Source organism: Corallococcus sp. CA049B (assembly GCF_003611685.1).
GTDB lineage: Bacteria > Myxococcota > Myxococcia > Myxococcales > Myxococcaceae > Corallococcus > Corallococcus coralloides.
On the sequence record NZ_RAWC01000204.1, the window covers coordinates 1 to 16,517 of the forward strand.

General features: G+C 68.6%; 12 protein-coding genes. 8 read left to right on the forward strand and 4 right to left on the reverse strand.

Annotated elements, in window-relative coordinates:
- Nucleotides 1–298: 298 nt before the first annotated feature.
- From secA to frr, 5 genes are all read left to right on the forward strand, one after another.
- Nucleotides 299–3,121 (forward strand): preprotein translocase subunit SecA, encoded by a 2,823-nt coding sequence (gene secA, locus D7W82_RS31265; RefSeq protein ID WP_120621817.1) that lies wholly within the window; start codon nucleotides 299–301, stop codon nucleotides 3,119–3,121.
- A 353-nt stretch (nucleotides 3,122–3,474) separates the two neighbouring features.
- The gene (gene rpsB, locus D7W82_RS31270; RefSeq protein WP_120621818.1) at nucleotides 3,475–4,449 is read left to right on the forward strand and encodes a 30S ribosomal protein S2; all 975 of its coding nucleotides are present in this window, start codon (nucleotides 3,475–3,477) and stop codon (nucleotides 4,447–4,449) included.
- 180 nt (nucleotides 4,450–4,629) lie between these two features.
- Entirely contained in the window at nucleotides 4,630–5,283 is a 654-nt protein-coding gene (gene tsf, locus D7W82_RS31275) for a translation elongation factor Ts (protein ID WP_120621819.1), read from the forward strand.
- A 201-nt stretch (nucleotides 5,284–5,484) separates the two neighbouring features.
- A complete protein-coding gene (gene pyrH / locus D7W82_RS31280) occupies nucleotides 5,485–6,228 on the forward strand; it encodes a UMP kinase (protein WP_120621820.1) in 744 nt (247 codons plus the stop codon).
- Between the two features lie 52 nt (nucleotides 6,229–6,280).
- Nucleotides 6,281–6,832: a ribosome recycling factor gene (frr, locus tag D7W82_RS31285; RefSeq protein ID WP_120621821.1), complete on the forward strand. Its 552-nt coding sequence runs from the start codon at nucleotides 6,281–6,283 to the stop codon at nucleotides 6,830–6,832.
- A 58-nt stretch (nucleotides 6,833–6,890) separates the two neighbouring features.
- Here the strand turns inward: frr and cyaY are convergent, their stop codons facing one another.
- Both cyaY and D7W82_RS31295 read right to left on the reverse strand, forming a co-directional pair.
- Nucleotides 6,891–7,223 (reverse strand): iron donor protein CyaY, encoded by a 333-nt coding sequence (gene cyaY / locus D7W82_RS31290; protein ID WP_120621822.1) that lies wholly within the window; start codon nucleotides 7,221–7,223, stop codon nucleotides 6,891–6,893.
- A gap of 17 nt (nucleotides 7,224–7,240) precedes the next feature.
- Nucleotides 7,241–7,783, reverse strand: a complete 543-nt coding sequence (locus D7W82_RS31295; RefSeq protein ID WP_120559234.1) for a histidine phosphatase family protein — start codon at nucleotides 7,781–7,783, stop codon at nucleotides 7,241–7,243.
- Nucleotides 7,784–7,966: 183 nt separating this feature from the next.
- Here D7W82_RS31295 and D7W82_RS31300 point away from each other — a divergent pair, with 183 nt between their 5' ends.
- Nucleotides 7,967–8,644: a hypothetical protein gene (locus D7W82_RS31300; RefSeq protein WP_120621823.1), complete on the forward strand. Its 678-nt coding sequence runs from the start codon at nucleotides 7,967–7,969 to the stop codon at nucleotides 8,642–8,644.
- Here D7W82_RS31300 and D7W82_RS31305 read toward each other — a convergent pair whose 3' ends face one another.
- A complete protein-coding gene (locus D7W82_RS31305; RefSeq protein ID WP_120621824.1) occupies nucleotides 8,645–12,433 on the reverse strand; it encodes an FAD-dependent oxidoreductase in 3,789 nt (1,262 codons plus the stop codon).
- Between the two features lie 136 nt (nucleotides 12,434–12,569).
- Here D7W82_RS31305 and D7W82_RS31310 point away from each other — a divergent pair, with 136 nt between their 5' ends.
- Nucleotides 12,570–13,505: a class I SAM-dependent methyltransferase gene (locus D7W82_RS31310; RefSeq protein WP_233588044.1), complete on the forward strand. Its 936-nt coding sequence runs from the start codon at nucleotides 12,570–12,572 to the stop codon at nucleotides 13,503–13,505.
- A 17-nt stretch (nucleotides 13,506–13,522) separates the two neighbouring features.
- Nucleotides 13,523–15,415, forward strand: coding sequence for a hypothetical protein (locus tag D7W82_RS31315; protein ID WP_120621825.1), 1,893 nt, complete (start codon nucleotides 13,523–13,525; stop codon nucleotides 15,413–15,415).
- A 9-nt stretch (nucleotides 15,416–15,424) separates the two neighbouring features.
- On the opposite strand, the gene D7W82_RS31320 is transcribed toward D7W82_RS31315, so the two are convergent.
- A complete protein-coding gene (locus D7W82_RS31320) occupies nucleotides 15,425–16,234 on the reverse strand; it encodes a hypothetical protein (protein ID WP_120621826.1) in 810 nt (269 codons plus the stop codon).
- Nucleotides 16,235–16,517: the final 283 nt, after the last annotated feature.

The following is a 16,517-nucleotide window of genomic DNA, read 5'->3' on the forward strand; positions in this document are numbered from 1 at the left end:
CCTTGAGAGGGGGGACCCGAGCGTGAAGCCTTGCCGGGCCGGGAGGGGGCGCCCGGCCGGCGGGGGCCCGGGGAGGAGCGGCCGGAAGAACTCTTCGCGGCGCGGGGACGGTGAATCTGCTTAGGGGACATTGCGTGGACTCGGTTCCGCTTTACTCTGGGCCACCGCGCGCCGGGCGGCCAGCCGAGAGGAAGTTTCGGGGGGCGCGCGTGGTTTTGGTCTGGTTCTCCCTTACATCTCCTGGGAATTCCCTTCACTCGCCGCGCTCCTTCGTGGATCCTCCGGCGAGAGAGCCAACATGATTGAATGGACGCTAAAGAAGCTCATCGGGACCAAGAATGAGCGCGAGCTCAAGAAAGCCCGCCTGAAGGTCTCCCGCATCAACGAACTGGAAGGCCGCATGAAGGCCCTCCAGGACGATGACTTCGCGCGCGAAACCGCCCGGATGAAGCAGGAGATCGCGAACGGCAAGCCGCTCGACGACCTGCTCTTCGAGGCCTTCGCCCTCACCCGCGAGGCGGCGCGCCGGGTCATCGGCCAGCGTCACTACGACGTGCAGCTCATCGGCGGCATGTTCCTGCACGAGGGCTGCATCGCGGAGATGCGCACCGGTGAAGGCAAGACGCTCACCGCGACGCTGCCCTCCTACCTCAACGCCCTGTCCGGCCGCGGCGTCCACGTCGTCACCGTGAACGACTACCTGGCCCGCCGCGACGCGGAGTGGATGGGCCGCGTCTACAAGTTCCTGGGCATGACGACGGGCTGCGTGCTCCACGAGCTGTCCGACAAGCAGCGCCAGGAGGCGTACCGCTCGGACATCACGTACGGCCAGAACAACGAGTTCGGCTTCGACTACCTGCGCGACAACATGAAGTTCCGTCTGCAGGACTACGTCCAGCGTGAGCTCAACTACGCCATCGTCGACGAGGTGGACTCCATCCTCATCGACGAGGCCCGCACGCCGCTCATCATCTCCGGCCCCACCGAGGACAGCACCGACAAGTACTACCGGGTGGACCAGGTCATCCCGGGCCTCGTGCCGGACCAGGACTACACCCTGGATGAGAAGCACCGCTCGGTGGCCCTCACCGATGACGGCATCGACAAGCTCCAGAAGCGCCTCAACGTCGGCAACCTCTACGACCCGGGCGAAATCGAGACCCTCCACCACGTCGAGCAGGCCCTGCGCGCGCACACGCTCTACAAGCGCGACAAGGACTACGTGGTGAAGGACGGCGAGGTGCAGATCGTCGACGAGTTCACCGGCCGCCTCATGCAGGGCCGCCGCTGGTCGGACGGCCTCCACCAGGCCATCGAGGCCAAGGAGGGCGTGAAGATCGAGAACGAGAACCAGACGCTCGCCACGGTCTCGTTCCAGAACTACTTCCGCATGTACTCCAAGCTGTCCGGCATGACGGGCACCGCGGACACGGAAGCCGAAGAATTCGCGAAGATCTACAACCTGGACGTGCGCGTCATCCCGACCAACCGGCCGCCGCAGCGCCGCGATGATCAGGACGTGGTCTACAAGACGGAGCGCGAGAAGTTCGAGGCCGTCGCCGCCCAGATTGAAGAGCTGCACAAGGCCGGTCAGCCGGTGCTCGTGGGCACGGTGTCCATCGCCAAGAGCGAGGTGGTGTCCAACTTCCTCAAGAAGCGCGGCGTGGCCCACAGCGTCCTCAACGCGAAGGCGCACCAGCGCGAGGCGGACATCGTCGCGCAGGCGGGCCGCAAGGGCGCGGTCACCATCTCCACGAACATGGCCGGCCGCGGCACGGACATCCTCCTGGGCGGCAACGCGGAGGTCATGACCAAGAGCGAGATGGGCCCGCCGCCGGAGCCTCCAGAGGCGGTGGACGGTCAGCCCCTGGATCTCACCGCCTACCAGGCGGCCCTGGCGGACTACGAGAAGCGCTTCGCGGAGACCACGGCGAACAACGAGGCGCTCACCCGGCGCGAGCGTGAAGAGGTCATGGCCGCCGGCGGCCTCTACATCATCGGTACGGAGCGCCACGAGTCCCGCCGCGTGGACAACCAGCTGCGTGGCCGCGCCGGCCGCCAGGGTGACCCGGGCGCCAGCCGCTTCTTCCTGTCCCTGGAAGACGACCTGATGCGCATCTTCGGGTCCGAGCGCATCCAGATGCTGATGGAGCGCCTGGGCATGGAGGAGGGCGAGGTCATCGAGCACATCTGGCTCTCGCGCGCCATCGAGAGCGCGCAGAAGCGGGTCGAAGGCCACAACTTCGACATCCGCAAGAACCTGCTCGAGTACGACGACGTGATGAACCAGCAGCGGCGCACCATCTACAAGCTGCGCCGCCAGGTGCTCGCGTCGGGCGCGGGCATCCCGCTCGTGGAGTACGAGGAGGACCTGAAGACGCGCGTGAAGACGCGCTCCGAGCGCGTCATCTCCTGGGCGGACTTCCGGGAGATGGTGCTGGACGCGGTGGAGGACGTCGTCGTGTCCATGACGGACACCTACGCCCCCACGCGCAGCTCCGACACCTGGGACATCGCCTCGCTCTCCAACTCCGTGAAGGAGTCGCTCAACCTGGAGATGGCCTTCGAGGGCATCGGCAACCGGGACGAGCTCCAGGAGCAGATCTACGCGGCGGCGGAGAAGGTCTTCACCGCCCGGGAGCAGGAGTTCGGCGAGGACTTCATGCGCTTCCTGCAGTACCGGTACCTGGCCACCATCGACCAGCTGTGGAAGGACCACCTGCTGGCCATGGACCACCTGCGCCAGGGCATCGGCCTGCGCGGCTACGGCCAGAAGGACCCGAAGCAGGAGTACAAGAAGGAAGGCTACACGGGCTTCATCCAGATGCTGGGCGCCATCAAGACGCAGTTCGTCAGCCAGATGATGCGCGTCCAGGCCCGCTCCGCCTCCAACGCCGCGGAGGAGACCGCCCGCATCCAGCGCCAGCTGGCCCAGCAGCAGAAGAAGGCCGTGGAGGGCCGCGCGGACGCCGAAGGCAAGCTCGAGGAGGCCACCGCCACCCCGGTCGCCCAGCGCGAGGCCGCCGCGGCTCCCAAGCCCGTGGGCCGCAACGAGCCTTGCCCCTGCGGCAGCGGCCGCAAGTACAAGAAGTGCCACGGCGCCAACGAAGCGAACCCCTGAGGCCGCTGAACACCTGACGGAAAAGCGCCCTCCGGCGCGGTCGCCCTCCCTGGAAAGGGGAGCGGGGGCCGCGCCGGTCGTCTTCCTGGCTGGAGGGGAGGGGAGCAGCCCCGGGGCGGTAGGAGCCGGACGGAGGGTGTGCCGAAGCTTGCGCCCCTCTTGAGCGTTCTGCTAAGGACGCCGCGCCCTGTTATGTAGGGGCCGGGCTTCACCGCCCGAGGCAGTCGGCAGCACCGCGGCACCCACTACTCACACGCGTGTCACCGGTCCCCGGTGCCCCTCCACGGTGGAAGGGCCAGGACTGGCAGCTGTCTTCAACGCGCGTGGCGGAACAACCGGAAGGTACAAGCACCATGGATCAGCAGGATACGCAGACGCAGGCCCAGGCGATGGCCGCTGCCAGCGGCATCACGATGCGCCAGCTCCTCGAGGCGGGCGTTCACTTCGGTCACCAGACCAAGCGCTGGAACCCGAAGATGAAGCCCTACATCTTCGGCGCCCGTAACGGCATCTACATCATCGACCTGCAGAAGACCGTGACCATGGCCCGCGCGGCCTTCCGCTTCGTGGCGGACATCACGGCGCGCGGCGGGTCCGTGCTCTTCGTCGGCACCAAGAAGCAGGCCCAGGACGTCATCCAGGAGGAGGCCGCCCGCGCCGGTCAGTTCCACGTCACCAGCCGCTGGCTGGGTGGCACGCTGACGAACTTCAAGACCATCAAGCAGGGCATCGACCGCCTGAAGACGCTTGAGAAGATGGCCGAGGACGGCACCTTCGAGGTGCTGCCCAAGAAGGAAGTCGCCCAGCTGGAGCGCGAGCGCGAGAAGCTGGAGAAGAACCTGGGCGGCGTGAAGAACATGGCGAAGCTGCCCCGCTGCGTGTTCGTCATCGACCCGAAGAAGGAGCACATCGCCATCCACGAGGCCACCCGCCTGGGCATCCCGGTGATCGGCCTGGTGGACACCAACTGCGATCCGGACGGCATCGACTTCGTCATCCCGGGCAACGACGACGCCATCCGCTCCATCAAGCTCTTCACGTCGAAGATCGCCGACGCGTGCCTCGAGGGTGCGGCGCGCTACCGTGCGTCCGGCGCCGCCGAGCGCGACGAGCAGGAGGAGCGCGAGGGCCGTGACGACCGCGGCGACCGCCGTGACGACCGCCGGGGTCCGCGCCGTGGCGACCGCCGCGACGACCGCCGTGACGACCGCCGGGGTGGCGGTGACCGTGGCGGTGAGCGCCGCGGCCCCGTCGTGGAGATGAAGGCCACCGCGGCCCCCACGGAGCAGGCGCCCGAGGGTGGCGGCGAGACCGCGCCGGCGGAGTAACCGCCCGGCCTCTTCGCTTTCCCAACGCGGTATCCGGAGTTCGGCCGGGCGGCACCTCTCAAGGCCCGCTGTCCGGCCGTCTCCATTTTCTACGTCTTAGGCTTCAGTCCCCAGAAACCCCAGTCCTCCGCCCCCTGCGCACGTCGCCGGGCTCGGAGCCGATGAAGAAAGAGACACGACATGGCTGAGATCACCGCCCAGATGGTGAAGGACCTCCGCGAGCGCACCAACGCGGGCATGATGGACTGCAAGAAGGCGCTGGCCGAGTCCGGTGGCGACTTCGAGAAGGCCGCGGAGTGGCTGCGCAAGAAGGGCATCTCCAAGGCCGAGGGCAAGGCCGGCCGCGTCGCCGCCGAAGGCATCGTGACCTCCTACATCCACGGCGGCCGCATCGGCGTCATCGTGGAGGTCAACTGCGAGACGGACTTCGTCGCTCGCAACCCGGACTTCCAGGACCTGGCGAAGGAAGTGGCCATGCAGATCGCCGCGGCCGGCCCCAAGTTCGTCCGCCGCGAGGAGGTCCCCACCGAGGCGATGGACAAGGAGAAGGAGATCCAGCGCGAGCTGCTCAAGCAGCAGGGCAAGCCCGAGGCGATGCTGGAGAAGATCCTCGTGGGCAAGATGGAGAAGTACTACGAGGGCGTCTGCCTGGTGGACCAGCTCTGGGTGAAGGACGACAAGAAGAAGGTCGGCGAGATGATCAACGAGCGCGCCGCCAAGATTGGCGAGAAGGTCTCCGTGCGCCGCTTCGTCCGCTACGAGGTGGGTGAGGGCATCGAGAAGAAGAAGGACGACCTGGCCGCCGAGGTCGCCAAGACGCTGGGCCAGGCCTAAGCGCCTTTCGCCGCACCGCAGCTCCCTTCGGGCCGCGTGCCTGGGGCTCTTCCTCACAAGGGGAAGGGCGCCGGGAACGCGGCCCTTGGTATTCCAGGACCCGTCTTCTTCGCGTCCGTCCGCCCGGCATCTGACGGTGCGGCGCGCGTCACGACTTCCGTCGTTGCCTGAGCGCGGGGCGGGGGATAGAAGCGGTCGCGTATGTCCGAATCCACCTCTCCCTACAAGCGCATCCTCCTCAAACTGTCGGGCGAAGCCCTGATGGGCGAGGGGAAGTACGGCATCCACCCGCCCACCCTCACGCGCATCGCGGAGGAAGTCGCGGAGCTCTCCAGAACGGGCCTGGAAATCGCCCTCGTGATTGGCGGCGGCAACATCTTCCGCGGCGTCGCGGGCGCCACGGAGGGCATGGACCGCGCGAGCGCGGACTACATGGGCATGCTCGCCACCTGCATCAACTCCATGGCGCTGCAGGACTCGCTGGAGAAGCAGGGGCTGAAGACGCGCGTGCAGTCCGCCATCAAGATGGAGCAGATCGCCGAGCCCTACATCCGCCGGCGCGCCGTGCGGCACCTGGAGAAGGGCCGCGTCGTCATCTTCGCCGCGGGCACGGGCAACCCCTACTTCACCACCGACACGGCCGCGTCGCTGCGCGCGATGGAAATCAACGCGCAGGTCATCCTCAAGGCCACCAAGGTGGACGGCGTCTACAACGCGGACCCGAAGAAGGACCCGACCGCGAAGCGCTACCGGTCGCTCACGTACATGGACGTCCTCAAGCAGAACCTCAACGTGATGGACTCCACGGCCATCTCGCTGTGCATGGACAACAAGCTGCCCATCATCGTGTTCGACCTGGGCACGCGCGGGAACATCCAGCGCGCCGTCACGGGCCATGGTGAGTTCGGCACCGTCGTCGGCGCGGCCGAGACGGTCTGGGCCTAGGGACGCCACGGACGGGACTGACAACAACCCCACTTCTCACAGGAGACGCACAATGGCTGACGCGGCGGATCTGAAGGGCCGTATCGACAAGTCGGTGGAAGACCTCAAGCGGGAGCTGGCCAAGGCGCGCACCGGCCGCGCGAACACCAACATCCTGGACGGCATCAAGGTGAACCAGTACGGGACGCCCACGCCGCTCAACGGCGTGGCCAGCATCAGCGCGCCCGAGCCCCGCCTCATCGTCATCAAACCCTGGGACAAGGGCGTGCTGAAGGACATCGAGAAGGCCCTGCGTGAGGCGAACCTCGACGTCAACCCGATGAACGACGGCGAGATGATCCGCCTGCCCTTTCCTCCGCTCACCGAGGAGACGCGCAAGAAGATCGCGAAGCAGGTGAAGGAGAAGGGCGAGGAGCACAAGGTCGCCATCCGCAACATCCGCCGCGACGCGAACGAGGCCCTCAAGGCTCAGCTGAAGGACAAGAAGATCACCGAGGACGACCTCAAGCGCCGCACGGACGAGGTCCAGAAGGCGACCGACGCCGGCATCAAGGCGGTGGACGACCTGGTGGCCAAGAAGGAGAAGGAAGTGATGACGGTTTGAGCCGTCTCACCCCTGGAAGCCCGTGGCCTTCAAGCCACGGGCCTTCAGGACGGTTTCTTCAGGACGGATAGACGAGCGGCTCGCCGGTGAGGTGCCGCACCACGTCCGAGACGAAGGCGAACAGCTCCAGCCCCTTGCCCTTGTCGTCCTTCCAGGCGCGCGAGGCGTCGTCGTGGCTGAAGTGGATGCCCTGGCCCTGGCCGGCCACCCAGATCTGCCAGACGGCGCGCTGGGTGTTGATGATGCACTTCTCGCCGGACGCGGCCGTGAGCGTCACCTTGTCCCCGGTGGCTTCGGCTTCCAGCACGTCCGGGTCGAAGGTGTCCGCGGCCGCCAGGATGCGCTTGAACGCGGCGGCCACGAGGGAGTTGTAGCGGGCTTCGTCCATCATGGCCGCGCTCCCGGACGTCACTGGATGACGTCGAGGACCTGCTGGCCGGGGGCCGAATAGAACAGGAACTTCAGGTGCTGCGCCGGGGGGTTCTCCCCCTTCTCACCGGGCACCTGGTCTTCCGTGCTGGTGGGCGTGTCCGGCCACTCCATGGCGATGACCGTGCCCGGGTTCACCGGCTTGGGGAAGGACTGCATCCCCAGGAGGTGCGCCGCGAGCGCGCCCATGGAGGGCTGGTGGCCCACCAGGACGAGGTTCTCGTCGGAGTACTCCTTGAGCACGGGCTCCACCGCGCCCACCGGCATGTCCGGCAGCAGGCAGCGGTGCACCCGCAGGAGGCCTTCATGCTTCACGGAGTTGGAGAGGATCTGCGCCGTCTGCACCGTGCGCACCAGCGGGCTGGTGAGGATGAGGCTGATGGGCCCCATGCGCTCCGACAGCGACGCGAAATGCGCTGCGACGTTCGTACGGGCCTTCGCGGTCAGCGCGCGCGCCTCGTCGCCGAGCCCCTCGGGGATCTCTGCGTCCGCATCGCCGTGCCTTACCAGGAAAATCCTCAAAGTCCCTCCACCGATCGCGACAGGACCGCGGTTCGTACATGACCGTGGCCCGGTTGGTCAAAGGTAATGAGTCGAATGTTCAGTGCCCGGAACAGCCTGCCCATCGCGGGCGTTCGGGAACCGCCGTTCGCGGGGCCAGCCGGAGCATACACTGGGCACCCATTGGCGGTTACGGGAGGTGGCATGCGCAAGTCGTGGGGGTGTCTGGCCGTCGTCCTGGCCCTGTCCGCCTGTCGCAAGGATGCGGCGGAAGGCCCGGAAGGGGGCGGTGACGCCAGGGGGACGGTCGCCCGCCTGGAAGGTGGGGAGGCCGGGGAGGACGCGCTGTCCGGTCCCTACACCGTGACGAAGGAGAAGCTGGAGGCGTACGTCGGCTACCAGCGCAAGATGCTGGAGGTGTACGGGTCGCTGATGCGCAGCCTGCAGGACATGGGGCCGCTGCTGGATGCGGGCACGCCCCAGGCGATGGAGAAGGCCAGGAGCGGCCTGAAGCTCATCGAGCGCAAGGCGCAGGCGGAGGCCGACGCTCGCCAGGCGGCCGGGCTGTCCACGGACGAGGTCAACCGCATCGCGGAGGTCGTCACGGCCGTCATCAGCCAGCGGCAGATGGGGCGCACGCTCCAGTACGAGGAGGAGCTCAAGAAGCTGGAGGCGCTCCAGGCCCGCATGCCGGAGGAGCAGCAGAAGGAGCTGGCGCCGCAGGTGGAGTCCATGCGGCTCCAGGTGGAGACCTTCCAGAAGCTCCCGGAGGCGCGCCGGGAGTTCGGCGACGCCAACGTGGACGTGGTGCTGTCCCGCGAGGCCGACCTGACGAAGAACTACCAGGACATGCTCAAGGCCTTCGCGGGCGTGCGGCGGTAGCTACACCCGCTTGAGCTGGGGCGCCTTCTTCAACAGCTGCGCGAGGAAGGCGTCACCCTGCTTCTCCAGCACCGTGTTGCCGCGCAGGCGCTGGTTCAGGCTGACGAAGTCCACGTGGTCCAGCCGTTGGTCCTGGTTGTAGCAGGAGAAGACCCACGTCTCCTTGCCGGTGACCGGGTCCACGTGCCGCTGGAGGCACTGGGCGCAGATCTCCTTCATCATGCACTGCATGGGGGAGTTGATGGACCCGATGGCCTCGTGCCCCGGCTTGAGGAACGGCTGGAGCACGCCGTGCCGCGCCTCCGCCACCGCGCGCATCATCCGGTCCGAGCCGATGGCGATGATGCGGTCCACCTGGCTCAGGGAGATGACGGGCTTCACGCCCAGCTTCCCTTCCGCGTACGCCACCATGGCCTGCACCACGTTGCCCCGGAAGGCCGCGTCCTGCGCGCGGCGCACGTCCAAGAGGTCGCCGGAGTCCACGGACCAGATGACCTGGTCGGTGCCGGCTTCAATCTCATCCTGCTTGAACGCGTCCGATTTCAGCCGGTAGCCCGCGAAGTACACCACGCGGCAGCCCGCGGCCTTGAGCGAGCGCGCGATGGAGAAGAGCACCGCGTTGCCCAGGCCTCCGCCCACCAGCACCACCGTCTCGTTGTGGCCAAGCTCCGTGGGCGCGCCCGTGGGGCCCATCAGCACGACGGGTTCGCCGGGCTTGAGCGCCGCGCACAGGCGGGAGGAGGAGCCCATCTCCAGCACGATGGTGCCCATCAGGCCCTTCTCCTTGTCCACCCACGCGCCCGTGAGGGCCAGGCCCTCCATGGTGAGGCGCACGCCGTCCACGAGCGGCGCGTTCCGCTCGAAGTTCTGGAGCCGGTAGAACTGGCCGGGGGAGAAGTGGCTGGCGGCGAAGGGCGCCTTCACCACCACCTCCACGATGGTCGGCGTGAGCCGGTTCACTCCGACGACGGTGGCGAGGAGGGCCTCGTCCAGCTTCGCGAAGTGGGCGGCGCGCTTCGACTCGCGCGCGTCCTGCGCGGCCGTGTCGTGGAAGTCCAGGCCCGCGACCTCCTTGGCGAACAGGCGCGCCACCTGCGGGTGGCCGTCCTTCGCGCTGGCCATGGCCTTCACCACGTTGCCCGCGTAGGTCGGGTGGTTGTCGCCGTAGAAGGACACGAAGCGGCCGTCGCGCTGGTAGGACGTGAAGAAGCCCACCTTCGCCTCGGGGTCCTCCTGGGCCTCCACGGGCTGGAGCTTGAAGCCGGCTTCCGAGCCCGGGTCCTCCACCAGCTCGTGCCCCTGGAAGTACTCCTTCGCCTCGTCGAGCTGGAAGGTGCCCGGGTACTCCTTCTCGTAGGTGACGTTGGGGGACGTGCCCGCGGCCACGCAGACCGTCTTCGCGGGCAGCTCGAAGAACTGGCCGCTTCCCTTGAGCTTGCCGTCCACCGTCACCATGCGCTCGAAGCGGATGGCGCGCACCGCGCCCGAGTCGTCCTGCAGCGCCTCCGTGGGGCTCATCCGCTCGATGAAGCGGATGCCCTCCTCCAGCGCCTTGGAGACCTCTTCGTGGTTGAGGCGGTAGGCCGGGGACTCCGTGAGGCCCCGGCGGTACACCAGGCTCACGCCGCCCCACGCACGCACCAGGTGGATGAAGTCCGGCGCGCGGCCCTCCGCGTGGGCCCTCTGGCGCTCCGCGCGGATGGCGCGGCCGTGCTCCAGGAAGGTCTGGTAGGTGGCGCGCTCCTCGGCGTCCAGGCGCGCGAGGACGGCGGCCTCACCCAGGTCCGCCACCAGCTTCTCGTGGCGCTCCAGCGTCTTCTCCACCTGCACCGGGTAGTACGCCATCAGCTCCGTGGCGGTGTCGATGCCAGTGAGGCCGCCGCCGATGACGATGGCGGGCAGCTGCACCTGGAGGTTCGCCAGTGAGTCGCGCTTGAAGGCGCCCGAGAGCTGCAGCGCCATCAGGAAGTCGGACGCCTTGCGGATGCCCCGGATGAGGTTGTTCTTCATCCCGATGATGGTGGGGCGGCCCGCGCCCGCGGCGATGGCCACGTGGTCGAAGCCCAGCGCCCACGCGTCCTCCACCGTCAGCGTGCCGCCGAAGCGGATGCCGCCGTAGATGCGCATGCCCTCCCTGCGCGCGAGCGTCAGGTGGATGAGCGTGAGGAAGTTCTTGTCCCAGCGCACGGTGATTCCGTACTCGGACACGCCGCCGAAGCCCTCCAGCACGCGCTCGTCCAGCTCGCGCGTCAGCTTGCTCCAGTCGCGGATGGGCTGGAGCGCGTGGCCGCCGCGGCCCACCAGCTCGTCGGGGAACGGCTCAATCTTGAGGCCGTCCACGCCGGTGACGGCGAAGCCTTCGTTGAGCAGGTAGTGCGACAGCGTGTAGCCGGCGGGGCCCAGGCCCACCACCATCACGTTGCGGCCCACGTAGGGCAGCGCGTACGGGCGGCGGATGTTGAGCGGGTTCCAGCGCGTGAGCAGGCCGTGGATTTCGAAGCCCCAGGGCAGGTCCAGCACGTCCGTGAGCGTGGCCGTCTCCGCCAGCGGGATGTTCACCGGCTCCTGCTTCTGGAAGATGCAGGCCTTCATGCAGTCGTTGCAGATGCGGTGGCCGGTGCCCGCGCACATGGGGTTGTCCAGCGTCACCATGGCCAGCGCGGCCACGGAGTCACCCTCGCGCTTGAGCGCGTGTGCTTCGGAGATGCGCTCGTCCAGCGGACAGCCGGTGAGCGGGATGCCCAGCGGGTTCTTCTTGAACGAGTGCCCCTCCGCCACCGGGTCCTTCGCGGGGAAGCCCTTGCTGCATGAGTCCTTCTGCCGCTCGTGGCAGATGACGCAGTAGTCCACCTCGTTCATCACGTCGCGCGGGGTGCCCCGGCGGTCGGTGAGCTTGAAGCCGTCGCGGTGGCGCAGGTGGTGCGCCAGCCCCTCCGTCTTCTCCTCCATCCGCGCGTCCGGGCGCTGCAGCTGCACCAGCTGGTCGAACACCAGCGGCCTGGGCAGCCTGAGCGTGGGCCAGGTGTGGAAGAGGGCCTTGGTCTCCGGGTGCAGCGCGCGGGCGTACGTCCACCGGTCCGCCAGCGACAGCAGCGCGCGCACGGACTGGAGCTCCGCCGCGTCGTCGCCCTTCGTCACCAGGCTGGAGCCGAACGCTTCCATGCCCTCGGGGGTGGCGGTGAGCGCGGCGCGCAGGGCGGCCCAGCGCTCACGCAGGGCGGGGGCGCGCTCCTGGCTCGCGGGGGGCAGGTTGCCGGAGTAGAGCCGCTCCAGGTCGAGCAGCGTGAGGATGGACTCCGCCAGGCCCCGCTCCAGGTCGTCCTGCGCGAGCGCGTCCGGGAAGCCCAGCCGCATGAGCAGGCGCATGCGCTCGTCCAGCGACGGGAACTCCGCGAGCGCCGGGCGGTCCTGCGCGCCCTTCTTGAAGACACGGCGCGTGATGAACTCGCGCTTGAAGTCGAAGAGGGGCAGCTCGCCGCGCAGGTGGCGCGCCAGCCGCTCGGACTCCGGCGTGATGCCGAAGAGCGTGGCGATGAATCGCGAGACGTGGCGGGCCACCTGGATGAGCAGCTCGGACTCCGCCGGGCCGGAGAGGCTGGTGCCTCCGGACCCGCGGTAGGCATCAAAAGCCTGGAACAGGTCGGGCGCATCGTCCTGGAGTCGCGCGTCGAAGCGCTCCGCCAGCCGGCGCAGGCCACTGGGGCGGTACAGGTCTTCGAAGGAGAAGCCCGGGAGGCCCAATTGGAGCGCCGGAGCAGGGGTGGAGGCGGGGTCGTTCAAGGCGCGCATGTCACGGGGCTTCGAGGGGGATGGGAGGCAGGCAGCTTAGGGCCTGGAGGCTGTCGGGTGCGACGGACGTCATGGGCCGGATTTGCCCTGCCCGACGTGTTGAGGCGGTGGGGCTCTGCGGCTACGGTGCGCCGCCATGATGGACAACGCCGCTCGCCGTGCCTCCGAACCGCACCTGGCCCCCGTGCCGGATGCCTGTTACCTGTGCAAGGGAGGGCGCCTGCGGCTGCGTCACCGGGCGCGCGGCGGAGCCCAGGCCCAGGGCGCGGCGGCCTACAACTGCACGTCCTTTGGCCACCGGAGCCACCCGCCCATCTGGGGCTGCGAGGACTGCGGGATGATGTTCCAGTGGCCCCTCTTGTCCCCGGACACGCTGCTCCAGGCGTACCAGGACGTGGAGGACCCGCTCTACGTCGCGGAGAGGGACAACCGCTACCACACCTTCCGCCGCGTGCTGCGCGAGCTGGGCCCGGCCCGGGACCGCACGCTGTTGGATGTGGGGGCCTACTGCGGCTACTTCCTGGACGTGGCGCGCGAGGCGGGCTTCCGCCCGGAGGGGCTGGAGCTGTCTCGCTGGGCGGCCGGCAACGCGCGGAGCCTGGGCTTCACGGTGCACGGCGTCCCCTTGCGGGAGCTGGCGGCGAAGGGCCTTCAGTACGACGTGGTGACGCTGTGGGACGTGGTGGAGCACTTCGCGGACCCACGCGAGGAGCTCAAGGCGGCGCTCAAGCTGGTGCGCCCCGGCGGCCGCGTCTACCTGTCCACCATCGACGCGGGCAGCCTGCTGGCGCGCCTCATGGGCGGGCAGTGGCCGTGGCTGATGGACATGCACCTCTTCTATTTTGGCCGCCGCACCCTGGCGATGCTGCTGGAGGAGGTGGGCTTCCGCGTCACGGACGTCCGGACGTACACGCACATCATCTCCGCGGACTACCTGCTGCGGAAGGTGGGCGCGAGCTTCACGCCCTCGGCGCCGGTGCTGGAGTTGGTGCGGCGGGGCGTGCCGTCCAGTTGGTCCATCCCGTTCAACCTGGGCGACAACATGCTGATGGCCGCCGAGCGGCCCCTCTGAAGCCGTCCCTCGCGCCTATGTCCCCCTTGATGCGGCGGGTGCTGCACCCGCTGGTGCTGCTCACGTTCTTCGCGCTGTCGGCGTTCCACACCTGGCCGCTCGTGTCCCAGATGAAGGGGTACGTGATGGGCGGACGCGAAGACGTCTACATGAACATGTGGCACCTGTGGTGGATGCGGCAGGCCCTCTGGGTGCAGCCGCAGAACCCCTTCTTCGCGCCCCTCCTCCACTGGCCATTGGGTGCCGAGCTGTACTGGCACACGCTGGCGCCCGCGAAGACGCTGTGGGGCGTGGTGCTGCTGCCGTTCATGTCCGTGGAGACGGCGTACAACGTGGTGCTGTTCGGCTCGTTCGTGCTGACGGGCTACACGTCGTGGCTGCTCTTTCGCTACCTGCTGGAGCGCGCGGGCCATGGGCCCTGGCTCGCGGCGGCGGCGGCGCTGGCGGGCGCGTGCGCGTTCAACTTCTCGCGCTACCACCTCACCCACGCGACGGCGCACCTGAACCTCTCCGCGCTGGAGGGACTGCCGCTCTACCTGCTCTTCTTCTTCCGCTGGCTGGACGAGGGCAAGCGCAAGTGGCTGGTGGGGCTGGCGCTGTGCGCGTTGTACGTGCTGCTGTGTGACTACTACTACCTCGTCTACATCGCGCTCTTCTCGCTCCTGTGGGTGGTGGCGGAGCGGTGGAAGCGGGGGCCGCTTTTGTCCCTGGACACGTGGAAGGACCCGCTCGTGCGCCGGGCGGCGGTGGCGGGAATCACGGCGGGGCTCGCGTGCGTGCCGCCCATGGTGCCGCTGCTCCTGCATGCGTTCCCCGCGCCGCTGCAGATCCACCACGGGGACTCCGACTACTTCACGGACCTGTACGCGTTCTTCATCCCGGACACGCGCTCGGCGTGGATGACGGAGCTGCCCGCGCAGGCGCGGGAGTTCTCGCTGAACGTCATGCGCATGAAGATGTCGACCAACGCGGAGGAGACCGGCACGTTCCTGGGCTGGCTGACGCCGCTGCTGGCCGTCTTCGCGCTGTGGCGGGGTGTGCCGGAGGGGCGCCGGTGGCTGGGGCTGGGGCTGGGCTTCGCGGTGCTGTCCATGGGCACGGTGCTCAACATCGGCCTGGAGGACCGGGTGTCGCCGGTGGTGCTGCTCATCGTCACCTTCCTCGTGGTGGCGCTGGTGCCCGCGTGGCGGGAGCGGGTGTGGCGGCGGGACGTGCTGCTGCTCTTGGGGCTGGCCGTGTACCTGTCGCTGTCAGAGCCGCTGACGGCGTTCAACGTGCCGCTCAAGGTCCAGATTCCGCTGCCGTACGTCGTGTTCAAGCACGTGGTGCCGCTGTTCTCACGCGGGGGCATGCCCGTGCGCTTCATCCTGCTCACGCTCCTGTCGCTGTCCGTGCTGGTGGCGTTCGCCGCGGCGCATGCGGGCGCGTGGGCGTCCCGGCGTGATGCGCGGCTGGGCGTGGCGGTGGCGCTCGCGGTGGCGCTGGTTCCGAACGTGGAGTACCGGGGCCTCCAGATGGTGGTGACCGCCGTTCCCCGGCTGCCGCCGGTGTTCGACGAGATTCGCGACGCGCCCATGCCCGCGGCGGTGCTGACGGACAACGTGCAGGGGCAGTGGGAGCAGATGTTCCACGGCAAGCCGGTGTCCTACGCCCGGCTGTCCCGGCTGCCGGTGCGCGAGTCGGCGCTGGTGAACTCGCGGCTCATCCGCGCGGCGGAAGGGATGCGCAACGCGTTCGGCACCGTCACGCCGGAGGAGCGCGAGGAGATGCGGCGCTACCTGAAGGAGCACCACTTCAAGTGGTACGTGACGCACTTCTTCCACCCCATCCGCCACCAGTTCATCACGGACGAACTGGGCGGCGAGATGGTGCACCAGGACGGCTACGTCACCGTGTACCGCTTCCCCTGAGCGGGGCGCTCACTCGCATTCAGCGTACTGGACGTCCGTGCGCTCCACGGCGCTCGCGGACACGGCGCTGTCCTTCACGGTCACGGTGACGCTCTCGTCCGCGGACAGCATGGAGCCGCACTCGGCGGAGGCGTTGGCGGAGCAGTGGCGGGTGAGGACCATCTTGCCGTCGTCCTCCTGCGTTTCGATGCTCGTGCCGTCGCAGCGGTAGGAGGTGGGGCCCGAGCCCGGGTCGTTTCCGCTGACGTCCAGGTCGCCCTCGGCGTCCTCCGTGGCGAGGACCTCGCCGTCCTTGCCGAAGAGGACGAAGTGGAACCGGGTCCGGGAGATGGAGTCTCCGCGTCCCTCCTCGTCGGGGGACTCGCTCTCCTCCTGGGTGAACACGCGCAGGGCCTCACCCGCGGACAGCTTGAGGACCTCGTCCCGGGCCAGCAGCGGGGAGTCCGGTGGCTTGGGGCAGGCGAGCTTCTTCGCGGCGAGCTTCACGGGGCGGGAGTAGGTCCCCGGGGCGAGCCGCTTGAGGTGTTCGAGGACGGGGCCGGCGTCGTCGGAAGTGCACGTGCCCACGAGCCAGACCCAGAAGCCGGGCTTGAGGCCCGGGACCGTCTTGCTCTCGACGAGTTTGGGGTGGCCGTCCGGAAGGGAGAGGCCCGTCTTCTCGAGCAGCCTCCCGAGGTCGGCCCAGGTGTCCCGCTGGGCTTCGGCCTCGGCCTTGTCCTTGGAGCCCTTCCAGATGAGCGCGACGGGCTTGCCCGCGGCTTCCGCTTGGAATGCTCCGGTGAAGGCCAGCAGGCCCAGGACGACGATGCATGAACGCATGGCGGTTCCCCCTCGCGGTGCATGACCGCACCGCCCGCGATGCTAATGCTTCTTCGGTCCACCGCGCTTCGGGCGCGAGCCGCGCGGGGCAGGGGAGGCGGGGGGAGTCGTGCCTTCCGTCCGGGGCGCCTGCTCGCGGGGGGCCTTCGCGACCCGTGCCTTCCTGGACCGGGGGGGCTTCGCCGGCTTCGGCGGACGGGCCTGCTCGGCCTGCGGCGGCTTCCGCGGACGCCCGTAATCGATGGCCGGCAGAGGCCTCTCTCTGGGCGCGCGGCCTTCACCC

Excerpts from the sequence above, each read along its gene's own strand:
- secA (WP_120621817.1), top strand. The coding sequence starts at position 299 with ATGATTGAATGGACGCTAAAGAAGCTCATCGGGACCAAGAATGAGCGC.
- rpsB (WP_120621818.1), top strand. The coding sequence starts at position 3,475 with ATGGATCAGCAGGATACGCAGACGCAGGCCCAGGCGATGGCCGCTGCC.
- tsf (WP_120621819.1), top strand. The coding sequence starts at position 4,630 with ATGGCTGAGATCACCGCCCAGATGGTGAAGGACCTCCGCGAGCGCACC.
- pyrH (WP_120621820.1), top strand. The coding sequence starts at position 5,485 with ATGTCCGAATCCACCTCTCCCTACAAGCGCATCCTCCTCAAACTGTCG.
- frr (WP_120621821.1), top strand. The coding sequence starts at position 6,281 with ATGGCTGACGCGGCGGATCTGAAGGGCCGTATCGACAAGTCGGTGGAA.
- cyaY (WP_120621822.1), bottom strand. The coding sequence starts at position 7,223 with ATGATGGACGAAGCCCGCTACAACTCCCTCGTGGCCGCCGCGTTCAAG.
- D7W82_RS31300 (WP_120621823.1), top strand. The coding sequence starts at position 7,967 with ATGCGCAAGTCGTGGGGGTGTCTGGCCGTCGTCCTGGCCCTGTCCGCC.
- D7W82_RS31305 (WP_120621824.1), bottom strand. The coding sequence starts at position 12,433 with ATGCGCGCCTTGAACGACCCCGCCTCCACCCCTGCTCCGGCGCTCCAA.
- D7W82_RS31310 (WP_233588044.1), top strand. The coding sequence starts at position 12,570 with ATGATGGACAACGCCGCTCGCCGTGCCTCCGAACCGCACCTGGCCCCC.
- D7W82_RS31315 (WP_120621825.1), top strand. The coding sequence starts at position 13,523 with ATGTCCCCCTTGATGCGGCGGGTGCTGCACCCGCTGGTGCTGCTCACG.
- D7W82_RS31320 (WP_120621826.1), bottom strand. The coding sequence starts at position 16,234 with ATGCGTTCATGCATCGTCGTCCTGGGCCTGCTGGCCTTCACCGGAGCA.